Genomic DNA, 17,528 nt, shown 5'->3' on the forward strand with positions numbered 1-17,528 from the left:
ACAAGGGATACGATTCAATGGAGGACCCGATCATGGCACCTGAGACGGGAGGCAACGACTACGTAAGGATCTTCGATACGACGCTGCGCGACGGCGAGCAGTCGCCGGGCGCCAGCATGACGGTGGAGCAGAAGCTGGTGATCGCGCGCCAGCTCGAGAAGCTGGGCGTCGACGTGATCGAGGCGGGGTTCGCCGCTTCCTCGGAGGGAGACTTCGAGGCGATCCAGAGGATTTGCAGGGAGGTCAAGCGGCCGCGGATACTGAGCCTGGCTCGGGCCCAGGAGGGCGACATCCAGCGCGCGCTCCAGTCGGTCGAGCACGCCAGGGTTCCCGGCATCCACGTCTTCATCGCCACCTCCGACATCCATCTCAAGCACAAGCTCCGGATGACGCGGGAGCAGGTGCTCGAAGCGGCGGTGAAGGCGGTGAGCTACGCCAGGCAGCACCTCGACTACATCGAATTTTCGGCCGAGGACGCGTCGCGCAGCGATCTCGAGTTCCTGATTCAGGTGTTCCGGGAGGTGATCCGCGCGGGCGCAAGCACGATCAACGTCCCCGACACCACGGGCTACGCGATCCCGGCGGAATTCGGCGCTCTGGTGGGCAACCTGATCGAGCGGACGGCGGGGGCGGAACGGGTGACGTGGAGCGCGCACTGCCACAACGATCTCGGCCTGGCCGTTGCCAACTCGCTCGCGGCGGTCGCTGCCGGAGCCCGGCAGGTCGAATGCACGATCAACGGGATCGGGGAGCGCGCCGGCAACACTTCCCTGGAGGAAGTGGTGATGGCGCTGAGGACGCGGAAGAACTACCTCAACGTCGATACGAGGATCGTCACCGAGCAGATCTATCCGACGTCGCGGCTGGTCTCGCAGGTGACCGGAATCCCGATTCCCATCAACAAGCCCATCGTGGGCGACAACGCTTTCGCGCACGAGGCCGGCATCCATCAGGACGGGGTGCTGAAGCACAAGCAGACCTACGAGATCATGACGCCCGAGTCGATCGGCATTCCCGGTAACCGTCTGGTGATGGGCAAGCATTCCGGACGGCATGCCTTCGACGAGCGGCTGAAGCACCTGGGGTTTCACCTGAGCAAGGACGACATGAACCGGGCGTTCGTGCGGTTCAAGCAGCTCGCCGACAAGAAGAAGCACGTCTACGACGAGGACATCGAGGCGATCATCGCCGAGGAGATCCTGCGGGTTCCCGGGCAGCCTGACCGTTACGAGCTCTTGTACCTGAACGTCCACTCCAGCTCCGACGGCGTGCCGTCGGCGACCGTGAAGCTGCGCGTCGCCGGCGAGGAGCGCATGGACTACGCTTCCGGCGACGGCCTGGTGGACGCCTGCTACAAGGCGATCGCCAAGATCACCGGCTCGAACTCGCAGCTGGTGCGCTACAGCGTCAACGCGATTACCGGGGGAGCCGACGCCCAGGGAGGGGTTTCCTGCATCATCGAGGACGACGGGATGCGGGTCTCCGGGCAGGGGGCCCACACCGACATCATCATGGCCAGCGCCCTGGCGTACATCAACGCGCTCAACAAGCTGGAGGGCCGACGGCGCTACCGGCAGCTGGTGGAGAGAGAGGGACCATGAACTACAAGATCGCGGTGCTGCCCGGAGACGGCATCGGCCCCGAGGTCATGCGCGAGGGGACCGAAGTGCTCAGGCAGACGGCCGATCTCTACGGCTTCACCGTTTCGCTGGAGGAGGGGATCGTGGGCGGGGCCTCGATCGACGCCTTCGGCAAGCCGCTCACGGATTCCGTGCTGCGGCTGGCGAAGCAGAGCGACGCGGTCCTGCTGGGCGCCATGGGAGGGCCCAAGTGGGACGGCCTGGACTACTCCGTGCGCCCCGAACGGGCGCTGCTGGCCCTGCGCCAGGAGCTCGGCCTGTTCGCCAATCTGCGGCCGGTGAAGCTCTTTTCCGCCCTGGCGGCGGCGTCGACGTTGAAGCGTGAGGTCGTCGAAGGAACCGATCTTCTGGTGGTGCGCGAGCTCACCGGAGGAATCTATTTCGGGCAGCCCAAGGGGATCACCCGCCTGCCGGACGGCACTGAGCGCGGCGTGAACACAGAGGTCTACACGACTCCGGAGATCGAGAGGATCGCGCGGGTGGCTTTCGAGGCCGCGCGGAAGCGGCGCGGCAAGGTGACCTCGGTCGACAAGGCGAACGTTCTCGAGGCGACCGAGTTGTGGCGCAAGGTCGTGACGCGCGTTCACGCGGAGGGCGGTTACGGCGACGTGCGGCTCGAGCACATGCTGGTGGACAATTGCGCGATGCAGCTGATTCGCGACCCGCGACAGTTCGACGTGCTGGTGACGACCAACATGTTCGGGGATATTCTGAGCGACGAGGCGGCGATGCTCACCGGCTCGATCGGCATGCTGCCGTCGGCCAGTGTCGGAGGCAGCGTCGGAATGTACGAGCCGGTGCACGGGACCGCACCGGACATCGCCGGCCAGGACAAGGCGAATCCGCTGGCGACGATCCTGTCGGTAGCCCTCATGTTGCGCCACTCTCTCGGCCAGACCCAGGCGGCCGAGCGAGTCGAGCGCGCCGTGGAGGCGGTGCTCGACGCGGGCTATCGGACCCTGGACATCCAGGAAAAGGACTGCCGGCCGGTCGGCTGCCGGGAGATGGGCCGCCTGGTGCGGGAGCGCATCGCGCGGCTCGAAGGATAGAGGCGTGAAGAAGCAAAGCTACAACGTGGCGGTGGTGGGGGCGACGGGGGCCGTGGGCGAGCAGATGCGCGAGGTCCTCGAGGAGCGTCAGTTCCCGGTGGGGCGTTTGCGCCTGCTGGCCTCGGAGCGGTCGGCCGGGCAGAAGCTCGAGTTCGGCGGGAGCAAGGTGACGGTGGAGGTCCTGCAGGAGAGCTCCTTCGAGGGGATCGACATCGCCCTGTTCTCGGCCGGCGGCAGCGTGAGCGCCAGGTTCGCGCCCGCGGCGGTGGCGGCGGGCAGCGTGGTCATCGACAACACCGCTTTCTTCAGGATGGAGCCCGACATTCCGCTGGTGGTGCCTGAGGTGAACGCGGCCGAGATCGCCCGCTACAGGGCCCGTGGCATTATCGCCAACCCGAATTGCTCGACGATCCAGATGGTCGTCGCGCTCAAGCCGATTCACGAGGCGGCGCGGATCAAGAGGGTCGTGGTGTCGACCTATCAGTCGGTCTCGGGCGCGGGCCGCAGGGCGATGGAGGAGCTGAGCGGACAGGTCACGGCGCTCTACAACGGACGGGAGCTGACCAAGGAGAAGTTTCCCCACCAGATCGCCTTCAACTGCATTCCGCAGATCGACGTCTTTCTCCCCGGCGGCTATACCAAGGAAGAGATGAAGCTCATCAACGAGACCCGGAAGATCCTCGGCGAGCCGTCGCTGCCGGTGACCGCCACGGCGGTGCGGGTGCCGGTGTTCTGCGGCCATTCGGAGTCGGTCAACGTGGAGACCGAAAGGAAGCTCACCGCCGGCGACGTGCGCGCGCTGCTGCGGGAGGCTCCGGGGATCATCGTCTGCGACGAGCCCGATCGGAGCGTTTACCCGATGCCGATCGACGCGACCGGCAAGGACGCGACCTTCGTCGGGCGGATCCGCGAGGACAATTCGGTTCCCAACGGCATCAATCTGTGGATCGTCGCCGACAACCTGCGCAAGGGGGCGGCGTTGAACGCCGTTCAGATCGCCGAGATCCTGATTCGCGACTACCTCTAGATTTTCCGGCGGGGCGGCCGGCGGCGCCGTGAACATCAAGTTGACGCTGGAGTACGACGGGACCAACTACCACGGCTGGCAATTGCAACCCAATGGAGTCAGCGTCCAGGCGGTCGTGGAGAAGGCCGTCGCGACCTTCCTCGGGGCCCCGGCGCGGGTCACGGCCGCGGGGCGGACCGACGCGGGCGTGCACGCGCTCGGTCAGGTCGCCAATTTCGTAACCGACCGCAATCCCGATCTCGGCAAGCTGCAGAAGGGCCTGAACGCCCTCACCCCGCGCGACATCGTGATTCGCGAGGTGGAGCACGTCCCGGACTCGTTCGACGCCCGGCGCGACGCCCGGAGCCGCGAGTACCGCTACCGGATCTGGAACCGCCCGTGGCCGTCGCCCTTCGAGTGCCGCTACGCCTGGCACGTGCACGACCCGCTCGACCTCGAGCCGATGCGCGAGGCGATTGCGGCGCTCGAGGGGGAGCACGATTTCTCTTCCTTCCAGGCGGCGGGCTGCGAGGCGGCGCATGCGGTGCGGCGCATCTTCTCCAATTCCCTGGAGCGGGAGGACGGGGTTGTGGTTTACAGGGTCGAGGCGACCGCCTTTCTCCGGCACATGGTCCGCAACATCGTGGGCACCCTTGTCGAGGTGGGGCGAGGAGAACGCACGCCGGCGGAATTCGTTCGGCTGCTGGAGGCGCGCGACAGGAGGAAGGCGGGGCGGACGGCGCCGGCGCATGGTCTGTTCCTGACCAGCGTCCGTTACTGAACCGGGCCGGACCGCGGAAAGGGGCGGGCGCTCCATCCCTCCCCGAACGCGACGATGCAACGACAGGAGGGCAGGCGAGATGATACCGGCGCACGACAATTTTTACGACATCTACTCCAAGGCGAGAAAGCTCAAGATCCGCTGGCCGAACGGCGCGCGGATGGCGGTCGCTCTCGCGGGCAACCTGGAGGCGTGGACGGAGACCCCCGATCCGAAACACCGCCGGACGCGGCACGTCGGGGGATCCAATCCCATCAAGGAAGACGACGTCAAGTCGCCGTACGACTGCCGCACGGCGAGCGAAAATGACTACGGCGGTCGAACCGGCGTCTGGCGCATCTTGCGTATCCTGGACAAGCATGGAGTCAAGGCTTCGTTCAACGTCAACGCGCTTTGCGTCCTGCGCTACCCGGAGGCGGTCAAGGCGGTTCACGAGCGAGGCCACGAGATTGTCGGCCACTCCTACGCCGAGGACGTTCAGCTCGTTCACCTCTCGCCGGAGGAGGAGCGCGAAGAGATCCGCACGTGCGTCAAGATGTTTCAGGACTTCCTGGGCGTGCGGATCACGGGCTGGCTGACGTCCGGGATGCGCCATACGGAGCGCACGCTGGCCATTCTGGCCGACGAGGGATTTCTCTGGCATGGCGACGCGGTGAACGACGACAATCCCTATCCGGTCGAGATCGCCGGCAAGACGATGCTCGTGATCCCCTACAAGAACGCGATCAGCGGCCTGAACGACACCGGCATGTACCGGCGAGGGCTCACGGCGCGGGACCTGTTCAACTCGTTCAAAGACGAGTTCGATCTGCTGTACGAAGAATCGGCGACGGAGCCGAAGATGTTGACGATGGCGATGCACTGCCAGATGGCGTTTCCGGCCACCGGGAAGGTCTACGACGAGGCGATCCAGTACGCCAAGAGCTTTCCCGGCGTCTGGTTCGCGCGCCGGGACGAAATCGCCCGCTGGGTGATGGCCGAGTGCCTGTGAGGGCGGGCTCGCGCCGGGGCGCCGGGGGGCGCGTAAGCGTGCGATTTGGAGAGGGTTCCGGCCCGGACGCCTCTTGAAGTTGCGGGTGCGGGCCGATATGATCCCGCTGGGAGTTTCTTCGATGGCGGACAGCTCGGGCAAGACGCTCTACGACAAGATCTGGGAATCGCACACCGTCGGCATTCTGCCCACCGGGCAGACGCAGCTCTTCATCGGTCTTCATCTGATTCACGAGATCACGACCGCGCCGGCGTTCGACATGCTCCGGGAACGAGGGATGGACGTGGCGTTTCCCGAGCGGACCTTCGCCACCGTCGACCACATCGTTCCGACCGACGTCCGGCGCCGCCCCTTCGCCGACGCCGAGGCCGAAGAGCTCACGCGGGCCCTGGAGCGGAACGTGCGCGAGTTCGGCGTCGAATTTTTCGGCCTCGACAGCCCGCACCAGGGAATCGTCCACGTCATCGGTCCCCAGCTGGGGCTCACGCAACCCGGAATGACGCTCGCCTGCGGCGACAGCCACACGAGCACCCATGGCGCCTTCGGAACGCTGGCGTTCGGCATCGGCACGAGCCAGGTGCGCGACGTGCTGGCGACGCAAACGCTGGCGATGGACCGGCTCAAGGTGCGCCGCATCAACGTCACCGGGTCGCTGGGACACGGCGTTTACGCCAAGGACGTGATCCTCAACATCATTCGCCGCCTGGGGGTAAGCGGCGGCAAGGGCTTCGCCTACGAGTACGGCGGCGAGGTGATCGACCGCATGACGATGGAAGAGCGGATGACCGTGTGCAACATGAGCATCGAGGGCGGAGCGCTGGTGGGCTACGTCAACCCCGATCAAACGACCTTTGATTTCCTCAAGGGGCGGCGCTACGTCCCCACGGGCGAGGCGTTCGTGAGGGCGGTGCGCTACTGGCAGTCGATCGCTTCCGACCCCGATGCGCATTACGACGACGTCGTGACCTTTGCCGGAGCGGAGATCGAGCCGACCGTGACGTGGGGGATCAATCCCGGGCAGGCGGTGGGGATCTCGGAGAAGCTTCCGGAGCCGGAATCGTTGGCGGATCCCGACGGGGCGCGGAAGGCCTACGAGCATATGGGATGGCGGCCGGGAACCGCGATCCTGGGGACGCCGATCGACGTGGCTTTCATCGGCTCGTGCACCAATTCCCGGTTGGCGGACCTGCGCGCCGCCGCGCGCGTCGCCCGCGGGCGAAAGGTCAAACCAGGTGTTCGGGCGCTGGTAGTTCCTGGATCGGCGGAGGTCAAGAAGCTGGCGGAGCAGGAGGGGCTGCACGAGATCTTTCGCGAGGCTGGCTTCGAATGGCGCGAGGCGGGTTGCTCGATGTGCCTGGCGATGAACCCCGACCGGCTGAACGGCCGCGAGGTCTGCGCGTCGTCGTCCAACCGCAACTTCATCGGTCGCCAGGGAAGTCCCGGCGGGCGCACCTTGCTCATGAGCCCGGCGATGGTGGCGGCGGCGGCGTTGAACGGCAAAGTGGTTGACGTCCGGGATTATGTCTAGAGAGGCCGGAGGAATGAGCGGCATCGTCAAGGTCACGCGGATCGAGGGGACGGCCGTCGCGGTGCGGGGCAACGACATCGACACCGACCGGATCATTCCGGCCCGGTATCTCAAGGAAGTGACGTTCGCGCGGATGGGCGAGTACCCGTTCTTCGACGAGCGTTTCGACGCCGACGGACGTCCCAAGCCTCACCCGTTCAACGATCCCCGGCACAAGGGCGCCTCGATCCTGCTGGTGAACAAGAACTTCGGCTGCGGCTCGTCGCGCGAGCACGCGCCGCAGGCCCTGCATCGGTTCGGCATCCAGGCGATCGTCGGGGAGTCGTTCGCCGCGATTTTTGCGGGCAACTGCACGATGATCGGCGTGCCTACCGTGACCGTGTCGCACGACGAGATCGAGCGGATGATGGCGGCGGCGGAGCGGAACCCGCAAACGCGGTTCACGGTCGACCTCGAGTCCAAGGTCGTCCTTTTCGGAGAGCAGCGGGTCGCGCTTGATCTGCCGGAGACCTTTCGCAGAGCGCTCACGAGCGGTTCCTGGGATTCGACGGCTTTGCTGCGCGCCAATCTCGAAGCGGTGAGGAAGACCGCGTCGAAGCTTCCGTACCTGACCGGATTCACGGCGTGAGACGCCTTCGACCCTGATTCTCCAGGGCTCGCTGACCTCGTGGGACGCCCGGATCACCCGGGAGCGGAGGTCGAGGCGGTGCGCGGGGCGGTACTGCAAGGACGGTATCGAGGAGGAAAAGCGTGGCCGACAAGTGGGACGAGCGGAAAAAAGCCAAGGAAGACGAGTACTTCATCAAGAAAGAGCGAGAGCTGCTCGAAAAGCTGAAACAGAAGCAGGCGCAAACGAAGGCGGAAGCCGACCCGCCAGGCCGGATGCGCTGTCCGAAATGCGGCGAGCGGTTGAAGGAGCGAAGCTTTCAAAAAATCCTGATCGATCAGTGCTCGGGCTGCGGCGGCATCTGGCTCGATGCCGGAGAGCTGGAGCAGGTGGCCGGTCGCGAGGAAGAGAGTTGGCTGGGCAAGTTCTGGAAAAGGAGTCGGTGATCCGCCCGAGCGCGGCGAGGAGGCTGCAAAGATGAACCGCTTTTACCGTCTTGTATCCGCCGGGGTGCTGGGTCTTTTCCTGGCCGGGAGCTTCGCTCTCACGGCCACATTGCCGGTACGCGCTCAGAGCGGGGATCAGGAAGGAAAAATCGTCCCTTACGTCCCCACTCCTCAAGAAGTCGTCGAGCGCATGCTGGAGCTGGCGGGAGTCAAGAAGGGCGACGTGGTTTACGATCTCGGGTCGGGCGACGGCAGGATCGTGGTCACCGCGGCCAAGAAATACGGGGTGAGAGCGGTCGGCTTCGAGATCGACCCGGAACGGATCAAGGAGTCGCAGGAGAACATCAGGAAGGCGGGGGTCGGTCATCTCGTCGAGATCCGCCGGCAGGACATCAGGACCGTCGACCTTTCGCAGGCCTCGGTGTTGACGATGTATCTGCTGCCCGAAGTGAACCTGATGATCCGGCCCAACATCTGGAAGCAGATGAAGCCCGGGTCGCGCGTGGTGTCGCACGACTTCGACATGGGGGACTGGAAGCCGCTGAAGACGGAGCACATCAAGGACCGATCGGGTTGGGACCACACGCTCTATCTCTGGCATGTCGCGGAGAGTGACAAAACGCGCGACCCCCGCTAGCGGCCCGTTCGCCGTTTGCGGCTCGAGGAAACGATCATGAATGCGCTGATCGCGGTCGTTTTGGGGATCCTGACGGTCTACCTTACCTATACCCGGTACGCCCGCCGGATCGACCGCAACGTGATCCGCTCCGATCCGAAGAGGGCCACGCCGGCGGTCCTCTACATGGACGGAGTCGACTTCATGCCGACCAACCGTAACATCCTGTTCGGGTACCACTTCAAGTCGATCGCGGCGGCGGGGCCGATCGTCGGGGCGATCGTGGCGGCGACGCTGTGGGGCTGGCTGCCGGCGATGGTGTGGTTGATCCTGGGTGTGGCGTTCATGGGCTGGGTGAGCGATTACAGCGCGATCGTGCTCTCGGTCCGCAACGAAGGCCACAGCCTCTCCGCCGTGGCCCATCGGCTGATCTCGCCGCGCACGCGCACGGTGCTTTTCCTGTTCATCTTTTTCTATCTGCTGCTGGTGGCGGGGGCTTTCGTCGGGATCATGGCGGCGGTCATGGAGTCGCAGCCGCGCACGCATCTCGGAATGATCCTGCTCGTGGCGATGGGGCTGTTGCTGGGGCAGATGCTCTACCGCTGGAGGGTGGGCTTGTTGCCCGCGACGCTCGTGACGGTGGGGGTGACGCTGCTGGCGATCCTGACCGGCCAGTACAGCGAGGGGGCGTTTCGAGGTCTGAACGAAGGACTCAACGCGCTTACCGGCGGGGCGCCCCTGGTGACCTACTTCGATCCGATGCGGGCCGGTTTCAAGGGAGGGGAGGCCGCCATCAAGCCGAGCCTGCTGTTCTGGGCCCTCGCGATCTCCGCCTTCTGCTATGCCGGATCGATCCTGCCCATCTGGCGGCTGGCGCAGCCGGTCGTGTACGTGGGCTTCTGGATCACGGCGATGGCGATGCTGCTCGGGCTCGGCGGCGCCGCCGTGGGGACCTTCACCCGGCCGGAGGCCGCCTACTTTGCCATTCCCGCGTTCAAGGGCTGGAGCCCGCAGCTGGGACCCGCCGGCGTGATGCCGCTCTGGCCGATGCTGTTCGTGACGATCGCTTGCGGCGCGATCTCGGGGTGGCATGCTCTGTTCGGCACGGTCGGCACGGCGCGGCAGATCGAGAACGAGGCGGACATGCTCCCGGTGGGCGCCGGCTCTATGCTGGCCGAGTTTCTCCTGGGTCTGCTGGCGCTCCTCGCCGTATCGGTGGGCTCCAAGGGGTCGCCGGACGCCGCTTTCGCCGACGGGCTCGGGGGGTTCATCAGCGTCTGGGGCGTGCCGCGCGATTACGCGGTCTCGCTCGCCTTTGCGGCCTTCATCGTCATCGTGCTGGTGGTGACGCAGCTCCTGTTCCGGGTGATGCGCGTGACGCTCACGGAGTGGCTCGGGGAGATCCTGCCGCCGCTGCGCAACCAGCACGTCGCCTCGCTGCTGTCGATCGCGCTCGCCATCGTGCTCGTGCTGACGGGGACCTGGATCTACCTATGGCAGCTCTTCGGTGCGGCCAATCAGCTGATGGCGGCGCTCTCGCTCCTGCTCGTGACCGTATGGCTGGTTTCGGTCGGCAAGCAATGGCTGTACGCCGGGCTGCCGATGATCGCGATGTACGTGACCACGGTCGCCTCGATCGGGGTGACGGCGTACAACCTCTATTTCAACGTCTACCGGCCGAACATGGAGGCGGGGCGGGCGTTGCCGGCCGTCGGGTCGGGCCTGATGATCGTGGTGGCCGTGTTGCTGATAGCGGCGGCGCTGCTGATCGGCTTGGACGGCGCCAGAGCCTTCGTGCGCCACTTCAAGAGGCCGGCGCCTTCGGCCGAACCCGTGGCGGCGAGGTCGTGAGGCGGAGAGCGCCGATGGCGGACGGAAAACGGAAGGACGCGGAGCGCTGGCGGGGGCTCAAGGATTTCGTGTACGGCCTTTGCGGCTACGAGTTCGCGCGGCACGCGCTGCGCATGAAGCACGACGCGGAATCCGTGTTCTTCGTTCTCACCGTGGGAGACTGGATCGGCCTGCCGGTGGTGCCACCGGTCTATTCGCTGCGCCTGCTGCCCTACATCGTCCCGAGGATCGCCGTCTGGAAGCGGCAGATGGCGCGCCCGACGGAGTTCTGGGAGCGGGACGAATACGATCTACACGGCGTTTAGGACGGCGGAGGGAGGCGGAATGCCCGAGCACGAGAAGAAGGGCGGTTTTTTTCAGGCGCTCAAGGACATCGTTTACGGAATGTCCTCGCACGAGATGACCCGGCATGCGGTGCGCAGCCGGGCGAGCATGGAACATCTCTTCATCCTCATCACCATGGGGGATCTGCTCGGCGTGCCGATCCTCCCGCCCTATTATTCGCTGCGCTTGCTTCCGTACGTGACGCCGCAGATCAGCACCTGGAAGCGGCGCATGCTCAGGGAGCGGGACATCACCGACACCCTCGGATAGCGGCGTTTATGTCCCTTCGCGACCTGTTCACGCGCCATCCCGAGCGCCGCTACATCATGTTCGGCGGAAAAGGCGGGTTGGGGAAGACCACGCTGTCGGCCGCATGCGCCTACTGGCTGGCGCGCCAGGGCAAACGGGTGCTCGTGTTCTCGGTGGATCCGCAGGCGAGCCTCTCGGACATCTTTCAGCGGGACATCTTCGGCCAGGGCCCGGTGCGGATCATGGAGAACCTCTGGGCGCAGGAGGTCGACGCCGACAAGCGCATCCAGGCCTATCAGGACGAGATCCGGCAGAAGATCCTCGACATGTACGGCTTCGAGCGGGTGCCCGAAGAGATCGACAGCTACATCGCGTCGGCGTCGGCGGAGCCGGCGATGGAGGAGAGCGCGATTTTCGACGCGGTGGTCGACATCATCGTTGAGGGCGATTACGACTACTACATCTACGATCTCGTTCCCCTGGGACACGCGCTCTATTACCTCTCGATGGCGAAGGTCTACGACGAGTGGATCAACAAGATCACCAAGCTACGGGAGGAGATGGGCGAGTACGACCGGGTGGCCGCGACGCTTCGGCGCCAGGAAACCTCCGAGGAGGATCGGGTTCTCGCCGAGCTCCGCTATATCAAAGGGCGGATCAACGTCTCGTCGAGCATCCTCACGGACCGGGAGCGGACCGCGTTCTTCTTCGTGCTGGTGCCCGAGGAGATGATCATCCTGGACACGCGCAAGGCCGCGGAGCTGTTCGCGCGCTTCGACGTGCCGATCGCCGGATACATCGTGAACCGCGTTCTACCTCCCCATCTGCGTGACGGGAAGATTCCCGCCTATCTCAGGAACCGCATCGAGCTGCAGGAAAAGTATCTCGGAGAGATCCGCTCGACCCTGGGGAAGCAGATTCTCGCCTACGTTCCCGAGATGGAACGGGACATCGCGGGACTGCCGATGATCGAGCGGCTGGCGGAGCGGCTTTTCGAGGCGGGGAAGTGAATCCGATCACGGTATCGATGTCCGACTACGTCCGCGCCCACCCCGGGCTCAAGTACGTGTTTTTCGGAGGCAAGGGCGGCGTCGGCAAGACCTCGCTCGCCGGGTCGGCGGCGCTCTGGCTCGCGCGGCAGGGGAGGCGGACGCTGCTCGCCTCGACCAATCCCGTCCACAGCCTGTCCGGGCTGCTCGACCGGCCCGTCTTCGGTGCCCCCACCGCGGTGGCGGACAACTTCTGGGCCTACGAGATCGACACCCGGGAGACCATCGAGCGGTCGAAAAAGGAGATCCGGGAAAAGATCCAGTGGTTCCTCAAGTTCGCCGACATCAGCGTCAAGGCGGACGAGTTCGTGGAATCCGCGACGATGAACCCCGCCTTCGAGGAATCCGCCATGTTCGAGAACATGGTGGACCTGATGCTGAAGGACGACTACGACGTCTACGTCTTCGACACCGCGCCCACCGCCAACGCGCGCCGACTCCTCGGCATGTCGAAGGTCTACTCGCTCTGGGTCGACAAGATGCTGAAGTCGAGGGAGGAGGCTCGCACGCTGCGCGAGATGCTGTCGTTCAGCAAGAAGAAGGAAGAAGATCCGCTCATGAGCTATCTGCTGCGGTTCCGCGACCGGATGGCGCAGGCGCGGGAGCGTCTCGCCGATCCGCAGAAGACCGCGTTCTTCTTCGTCACGCTCGCCGAGGCGCTGCCGATCGCCGTGATCTCCAGGTTTATCGGATGGTTTCGGGATTTCGGGATCCCGGTCGGCGGCGTGATCGTCAACATGCTGCTCGACCGCAGCGCCCTCGGCGACGACGTTCCTGAGTTCGTCCTCAATCGCGTCCAGATGCAGGAAGACTACCTCGCAACCATCTGGCGGAAGTTCGACGGCGAGGTGCGCGCGGTGCTCCCGCTCTTCGATCGAGAGCTCCGCGGCATCGCGATGCTCGACGAAGCGGCCCGCCGGTTGATGGCCTGACCCTTTCGCGGACGGCTTGAGGTCACCCCCCGGAAAATCGCCCGATCTCCGTCTTCAATCCCGCCCGCGCTGGCCAGCGACCGGGCTTTGTGAAAACCGATGCCGGGCGTGACAATTTTGGTCAGCGGGCGGCTGATTCGCTACTTTTCGGTAAACCCCGGCCCACTGCCCTCGCTTCCCGGTTCGCTCCAATAATCCCGATAGCTCCCGGATTGGGTCGTTTCCGCCTCCGGGCTCTCTGGCACGTTTTCTGCCATGCGCGAGCGCCAAACGCTTAGGAGGTGCTTTTTATGGACGATATATTGACTGCGTCGCAGGTGGCCAAGCTGCTGCAGATCCACCCGCGCACGGTCTACAAACTGGTCCGGCAGGGCGTGATCCCGGGTAGAAAGTTCGGCGGCGGGTGGCGCTTCAGCCGCAACGACATCGTCAGCCTGCTGTCGTCGGACCACGGGAAAAAGACCGGGCTCGGGCAGCACGGGGAAGCAAAACCGGCCGGGTAAGCGCGGCGGGGTCGGCTCGCCGCCACGTTTCGACGTAAGGAGGGGAAAGCCGTGAAGTTCCACATCGTTGCGCTCTCCGGGCTGCTGCTTCTGCAGGCGGTCCCGGCGGCCGCTCAAAAGACGGTTCGTATCGTGTCGGTCAGCACGTCCGATCAGTTCAACGACGCGTTCAGCGGGTTTAAGAAAAGAATGGAAGAGCTCGGGTACCGCGAAGGCCGGGAGGTGGTTTATGAGCTGCGGGCGGCCCGGGGCGGCGAGGGGGTGGTTCACGAAGTGGCCCGGCGGCTGGTGGAGGAAAAGGTCGACATGATCCTCACCTCGTCGACGACCTCGACCGTGGCCGTCGCCAAGGCGACCGCCGGCACGCACATCCCGGTGATCTTCCTCAGCGCGGGCAACCCGCAAAAGCTGGTCAAGAGCTTCGCCGGTTCCGGCACCAATCTCGCCGGCATCAGCTCCGGGACGCTGGAGATCACCGGCAAGCGCTTCGAGCTGCTCAGAGACCTGGTGCCGGGAGCGAAGCGCGTCGCCAATTTCACCAACCCCCGGGGGGTCAATCACCAGTCGAGCACGGCGGAGGTTCGCGAGGCGGCCAGGAAGCTCGGCTTCCTTCTCTTCGACATTCCGGTGACCAGCCGGAGCGAGATCGGGCTGCAGGCGCCGACGGTGACGCGCCGGAAGTTCGACGCGATCTTCACGCCGCCCGACGTCATGGTGACCGAAGCGATCGAGATCATCGTGGAGCAGTCCTACCGGGAGAAGCTCCCGCTGATGACTTCCCTGCTGGCAAACGTGAGAAGAGGCTGTCTGGCGACCTATGGAGCCAACTACTTCGCGCTGGGCGAACAGGGAGCGGGGATCGCCCACAAGATCCTCAAAGGAGCAAAACCCTCGGATCTTCCGATCGAGCAGCCGATGAAATTTCATCTGGCGCTCAACCTCAAGGCGGCCAAAGCCATCGGGCTGACGGTTCCGCGGGAGATTCTTCTGAGGGCGGATGAAGTGATCGAATGATCGCGGCGACGTCCGCCGGGCCATCCCGGCCGGCACTTCCGTTTTTCCAGGGCGCCCTCCGGCGGCGCCTGCTTTTCCTGGGGCTCGGCCTGCTCGGGGTAACCCTGGTCGTCAATACCATCGCCGGCTCCTATTATACGCGGCGCTTGATCCTCAAGGGCAGCGGCGAGCTTCAGGCGGAGCTGGCCGCACGGGTGGCCTTCGAGATCGAGGAGTTCATGGACGGAAAGCTCACGCGGCTCGTCGATTTCGCCGCCTCGGCGAGCCTCCACGGGCCCGCCAGCGAGCGGCAGAAGATGCTCGCGCTCTTGTTGTTGAAGAACGATCCTGCGTTCAAGGAGCTGGCGATTGTGGACGGGAGCGGCAGGGAGATCCTGAAGGTTTCGGAAACGCGCCTGAACCTGCCGGGCGAGCTGCGCGACCGCAGCCGCGCCGAGGAATTCGACCAGGCGTTTTCCGGCGAGACCTACGTCAGCCCGGTCTACACGTCGGACCGGGCCGAGCCTTACGTGACCCTGGCGGTGCCCATCCGGCTGAGCCCGCGCGAGATCATCGGGGTCGTCGTCGCGGAGACGAACCTCAAGGCGCTGTGGGACGTGGTGCGCAACATCCGGTTCGGCGGCGCCGGCTACGCCTACCTGGTCGACCGGAAAGGGAACCTGATCGCGCACCCCGATTCATCGCTCGTGCTCAGGCGGCTCAATCTCGCGCACGTCCCCGAGGTCCTGGAGTTCCTGAACAGCCCGTTTTCACGCGACGAGCATCCCGCAAAGCTGGGCCGCGGCATCACGGGTGAAAGCGTTCTGAGCACGTACGCGCCGGTGAAAAGTCTGGGATGGGCGGTGGTCCTGGCGGAGCCCTTCGAGACCGCGCTCGCCGAGATCACCACCATGGCGCAATACGCGGCGCTGCTGGTGGCCGTGGGGCTCGGCGTCGGCGCGCTCGTGATCGTGTGGGTCAGCAACCGAATCACCAACCCGATCCGCACCCTGCACGGCGGAGCGCAGAGGATCGCGGCGGGCGACCTCGATTACCGGGTCGACGTGAAGAGCGGCGACGAGATCGAGGAGCTGGCGGACGAGTTCAACAAGATGGCGCTGGAGCTGAAGAACTCGTACTCGTCCCTCGAGCGCAACGTGGAGCTGCGGACGCGGGAGCTCGCCGCGCTGTACGAGGTGACCACGGCGGTCAATCAGACGCTCGAGCTGCCGAGCATCCTCGACGCGGTCATCGCCAAGATCACCGAGATGTTCCGCTTCGAATCGACGCGCATCTTCCTCTTCGACGAGAGCAACCAGTACCTCGAGCTGCAGGCCTCTTTCGAACAAAAGCCGGAAGCGTCGCGGGGAGTACGGCGGTTCAGCCGCGGGCAGGGGATCGTCGGCAGGGTCGGGGCCACCGCCGAGCCGCTGATTTTCGAGGACGTCGAGACGGATCCGCGCTATCAGGCGCTCAGCACCAGCCGAACCGCCCACGTCCTGCGGCACCGGTTTTTCGCGGTCTTCCCGATCAAGACCCGGACTCGGGTCGTCGGGGTGATCACCTTCACCGGAGCGGCGCCTCGCAAGCTCGGCGACGACGAGGTGAGGATGCTTACCTCCATGACCGAGCATCTGGGCGTCGCCGTCGAGAAGGTCCGGCTGTTCCGGGAAGCCGAGAAACGATCGCAGCATCTGGCGCTGCTGAACGGCATCGGCGGAGCGTTGAGCCGCTCTCTCGACCTCAACGTCGTCTTCGACGAGGCCGTGACCAACATCGCCACGCGCCTGGGTTTCGACGCCGTATGGATCTATCGGCTGGGGGCGGCGGACGGGCAGTTGCACCTGCGGGCGCACAAGGGTCTGAGCGATTCCATGGCGGCCGAGCTGGCGGTGCGACCGGTGAGCATCGGCATCAGCGGCGAGGTGATCAGGCGCGGGCGGCCGATGATTTTCGAGGATATCAAAGGCGACCAGCACTACCACGAGCTGTCGCGGGCCGGGAAGGTCGTCTCGCTGGGTTTCGAGACGGCGGCGGCGTTCCCGATCTCGACCAAGGAGCGAACCATCGGGACGCTGCACGTCGCCAACCGCTCCAAACGGCGGTTTCCGGAGGACGAGGTGCGGCTGATCGAATCCATCGCCCAGGTGATCGGCGTCGCGGTGGAGAATGCCGAGCTGTTCGCCGAGGTCAACCGCAAGAGCTCCGAGCTCCTCCAGGCGAACCGGGAGCTCACGGAGGCGACCCGCGCCAAGTCGGAGTTCATCGCCGCGATGTCGCACGAGCTGCGCACGCCGCTCAACATCATCATCGGGAGCACCGACCTGACGCGAGACGGCTTTTTCGGCGAGATCAACGCGGAGCAGAAGGATGCTCTGCAGAAAGTGTCGCGCAACGCCAGGGTGCTGCTGAAGATGATCAACGATCTGCTCACCCTGTCCCGGATCGAGGCGAAAAAAATGACGCTGGACGTTTCGACCTTCGACGTCAGGGAGGTCATCGCCCACGCGCGCACCTATGTCGAGCAGATCAACCGGGACAAGCGGCTCGAGGTGTTGTGGGACGTCGACGCGGATATCCCGCCGGTCGTCTCCGACGCTCTCAAGCTGGAAGAGATATTGCAAAATCTGATCGGTAACGCCTTCAAGTTCACTCCGGCAGGGCGGGTGGAGGTTCAGGTGCGGCATCTCGACGGCACGGACCGGGTGCAGTTCGCGGTGGCGGATACCGGAATCGGCATCGGCGAGGAGGACCTAGGCCGCATCTTCAACGAGTTCGAGCAGATCAAGGAGGCGCACACGGGCGATTTCAACGGCGTCGGCCTCGGTCTGAGCATCGTGAAAAAATACCTCGACCTCATGCAGGGAGAGATTCGCGTGCAAAGCCATCCGGGGCAGGGCTCCACCTTCACCTTCTGGATCCCCCGCAATCTCCCGCTCCATTCGTGACGCGACGCGCCGGTC

Annotated in this window: 17 protein-coding genes; all 17 read left to right on the forward strand. The window is 65.1% G+C overall.

Features of this window, described 5'->3' with window-relative positions; all coding sequences use genetic code 11:
* Positions 1–32 precede the first annotated feature (32 nt).
* The gene (locus VNN77_09960) at positions 33–1,601 is read left to right on the forward strand and encodes a 2-isopropylmalate synthase (GenBank protein HXG51716.1); all 1,569 of its coding nucleotides are present in this window, start codon (positions 33–35) and stop codon (positions 1,599–1,601) included.
* Complete coding sequence (gene leuB, locus VNN77_09965; protein ID HXG51717.1) at positions 1,598–2,689, forward strand: 3-isopropylmalate dehydrogenase; 1,092 nt, start codon at positions 1,598–1,600, stop codon at positions 2,687–2,689. The genes VNN77_09960 and leuB overlap by 4 nt, the downstream gene beginning before the upstream one ends.
* Before the next feature lie 4 nt (positions 2,690–2,693).
* The gene (locus VNN77_09970; protein HXG51718.1) at positions 2,694–3,716 is read left to right on the forward strand and encodes an aspartate-semialdehyde dehydrogenase; all 1,023 of its coding nucleotides are present in this window, start codon (positions 2,694–2,696) and stop codon (positions 3,714–3,716) included.
* Positions 3,717–3,744: 28 nt separating this feature from the next.
* On the forward strand, positions 3,745–4,476 hold the full coding sequence (gene truA, locus VNN77_09975; protein ID HXG51719.1) for a tRNA pseudouridine(38-40) synthase TruA: 732 nt from the start codon (positions 3,745–3,747) through the stop codon (positions 4,474–4,476).
* 79 nt (positions 4,477–4,555) lie between these two features.
* Complete coding sequence (locus VNN77_09980) at positions 4,556–5,467, forward strand: polysaccharide deacetylase family protein (protein ID HXG51720.1); 912 nt, start codon at positions 4,556–4,558, stop codon at positions 5,465–5,467.
* Between the two features lie 121 nt (positions 5,468–5,588).
* Positions 5,589–6,995: a 3-isopropylmalate dehydratase large subunit gene (leuC, locus tag VNN77_09985; protein HXG51721.1), complete on the forward strand. Its 1,407-nt coding sequence runs from the start codon at positions 5,589–5,591 to the stop codon at positions 6,993–6,995.
* 13 nt (positions 6,996–7,008) lie between these two features.
* The gene (leuD, locus tag VNN77_09990; protein HXG51722.1) at positions 7,009–7,623 is read left to right on the forward strand and encodes a 3-isopropylmalate dehydratase small subunit; all 615 of its coding nucleotides are present in this window, start codon (positions 7,009–7,011) and stop codon (positions 7,621–7,623) included.
* A 122-nt stretch (positions 7,624–7,745) separates the two neighbouring features.
* Positions 7,746–8,048, forward strand: a complete 303-nt coding sequence (locus tag VNN77_09995) for a zf-TFIIB domain-containing protein (GenBank protein HXG51723.1) — start codon at positions 7,746–7,748, stop codon at positions 8,046–8,048.
* 31 nt (positions 8,049–8,079) lie between these two features.
* Positions 8,080–8,685, forward strand: coding sequence for a methyltransferase domain-containing protein (locus VNN77_10000; protein ID HXG51724.1), 606 nt, complete (start codon positions 8,080–8,082; stop codon positions 8,683–8,685).
* Positions 8,686–8,721: 36 nt separating this feature from the next.
* Positions 8,722–10,515, forward strand: a complete 1,794-nt coding sequence (locus VNN77_10005) for a carbon starvation CstA family protein (GenBank protein ID HXG51725.1) — start codon at positions 8,722–8,724, stop codon at positions 10,513–10,515.
* A gap of 14 nt (positions 10,516–10,529) precedes the next feature.
* Positions 10,530–10,820 carry a hypothetical protein gene (locus VNN77_10010; protein HXG51726.1) on the forward strand — a complete coding sequence of 97 codons (291 nt, stop codon included), beginning with the start codon at positions 10,530–10,532 and terminating at the stop codon, positions 10,818–10,820.
* A 19-nt stretch (positions 10,821–10,839) separates the two neighbouring features.
* On the forward strand, positions 10,840–11,109 hold the full coding sequence (locus VNN77_10015; GenBank protein ID HXG51727.1) for a hypothetical protein: 270 nt from the start codon (positions 10,840–10,842) through the stop codon (positions 11,107–11,109).
* Positions 11,110–11,117: 8 nt separating this feature from the next.
* Positions 11,118–12,098 carry a TRC40/GET3/ArsA family transport-energizing ATPase gene (locus VNN77_10020; protein ID HXG51728.1) on the forward strand — a complete coding sequence of 327 codons (981 nt, stop codon included), beginning with the start codon at positions 11,118–11,120 and terminating at the stop codon, positions 12,096–12,098.
* Positions 12,095–13,069: an ArsA family ATPase gene (locus tag VNN77_10025; GenBank protein ID HXG51729.1), complete on the forward strand. Its 975-nt coding sequence runs from the start codon at positions 12,095–12,097 to the stop codon at positions 13,067–13,069. The genes VNN77_10020 and VNN77_10025 overlap by 4 nt, the downstream gene beginning before the upstream one ends.
* A 290-nt stretch (positions 13,070–13,359) precedes the next feature.
* Positions 13,360–13,572, forward strand: coding sequence for a helix-turn-helix domain-containing protein (locus tag VNN77_10030; protein ID HXG51730.1), 213 nt, complete (start codon positions 13,360–13,362; stop codon positions 13,570–13,572).
* A 51-nt stretch (positions 13,573–13,623) separates the two neighbouring features.
* On the forward strand, positions 13,624–14,586 hold the full coding sequence (locus VNN77_10035; protein ID HXG51731.1) for an ABC transporter substrate-binding protein: 963 nt from the start codon (positions 13,624–13,626) through the stop codon (positions 14,584–14,586).
* On the forward strand, positions 14,583–17,513 hold the full coding sequence (locus VNN77_10040; GenBank protein HXG51732.1) for a GAF domain-containing protein: 2,931 nt from the start codon (positions 14,583–14,585) through the stop codon (positions 17,511–17,513). Before VNN77_10035 ends, VNN77_10040 begins: the two co-directional genes overlap by 4 nt.
* Positions 17,514–17,528: the final 15 nt, after the last annotated feature.

The sequence above is a fragment of the Candidatus Zixiibacteriota bacterium genome, from assembly GCA_035574315.1.
Lineage (GTDB): Bacteria > Desulfobacterota > Binatia > UBA9968 > UBA9968 > DATLYW01.

Coding starts and splice junctions, on each gene's coding strand:
- VNN77_10040 (HXG51732.1), top strand. CDS start 14,583: ATGATCGCGGCGACGTCCGCCGGGCCATCCCGGCCGGCACTTCCGTTT.
- VNN77_10020 (HXG51728.1), top strand. CDS start 11,118: ATGTCCCTTCGCGACCTGTTCACGCGCCATCCCGAGCGCCGCTACATC.
- VNN77_10030 (HXG51730.1), top strand. CDS start 13,360: ATGGACGATATATTGACTGCGTCGCAGGTGGCCAAGCTGCTGCAGATC.
- VNN77_10010 (HXG51726.1), top strand. CDS start 10,530: ATGGCGGACGGAAAACGGAAGGACGCGGAGCGCTGGCGGGGGCTCAAG.
- leuC (HXG51721.1), top strand. CDS start 5,589: ATGGCGGACAGCTCGGGCAAGACGCTCTACGACAAGATCTGGGAATCG.
- leuB (HXG51717.1), top strand. CDS start 1,598: ATGAACTACAAGATCGCGGTGCTGCCCGGAGACGGCATCGGCCCCGAG.
- leuD (HXG51722.1), top strand. CDS start 7,009: ATGAGCGGCATCGTCAAGGTCACGCGGATCGAGGGGACGGCCGTCGCG.
- VNN77_10015 (HXG51727.1), top strand. CDS start 10,840: ATGCCCGAGCACGAGAAGAAGGGCGGTTTTTTTCAGGCGCTCAAGGAC.
- VNN77_10005 (HXG51725.1), top strand. CDS start 8,722: ATGAATGCGCTGATCGCGGTCGTTTTGGGGATCCTGACGGTCTACCTT.
- VNN77_09980 (HXG51720.1), top strand. CDS start 4,556: ATGATACCGGCGCACGACAATTTTTACGACATCTACTCCAAGGCGAGA.
- VNN77_10000 (HXG51724.1), top strand. CDS start 8,080: ATGAACCGCTTTTACCGTCTTGTATCCGCCGGGGTGCTGGGTCTTTTC.
- VNN77_09960 (HXG51716.1), top strand. CDS start 33: ATGGCACCTGAGACGGGAGGCAACGACTACGTAAGGATCTTCGATACG.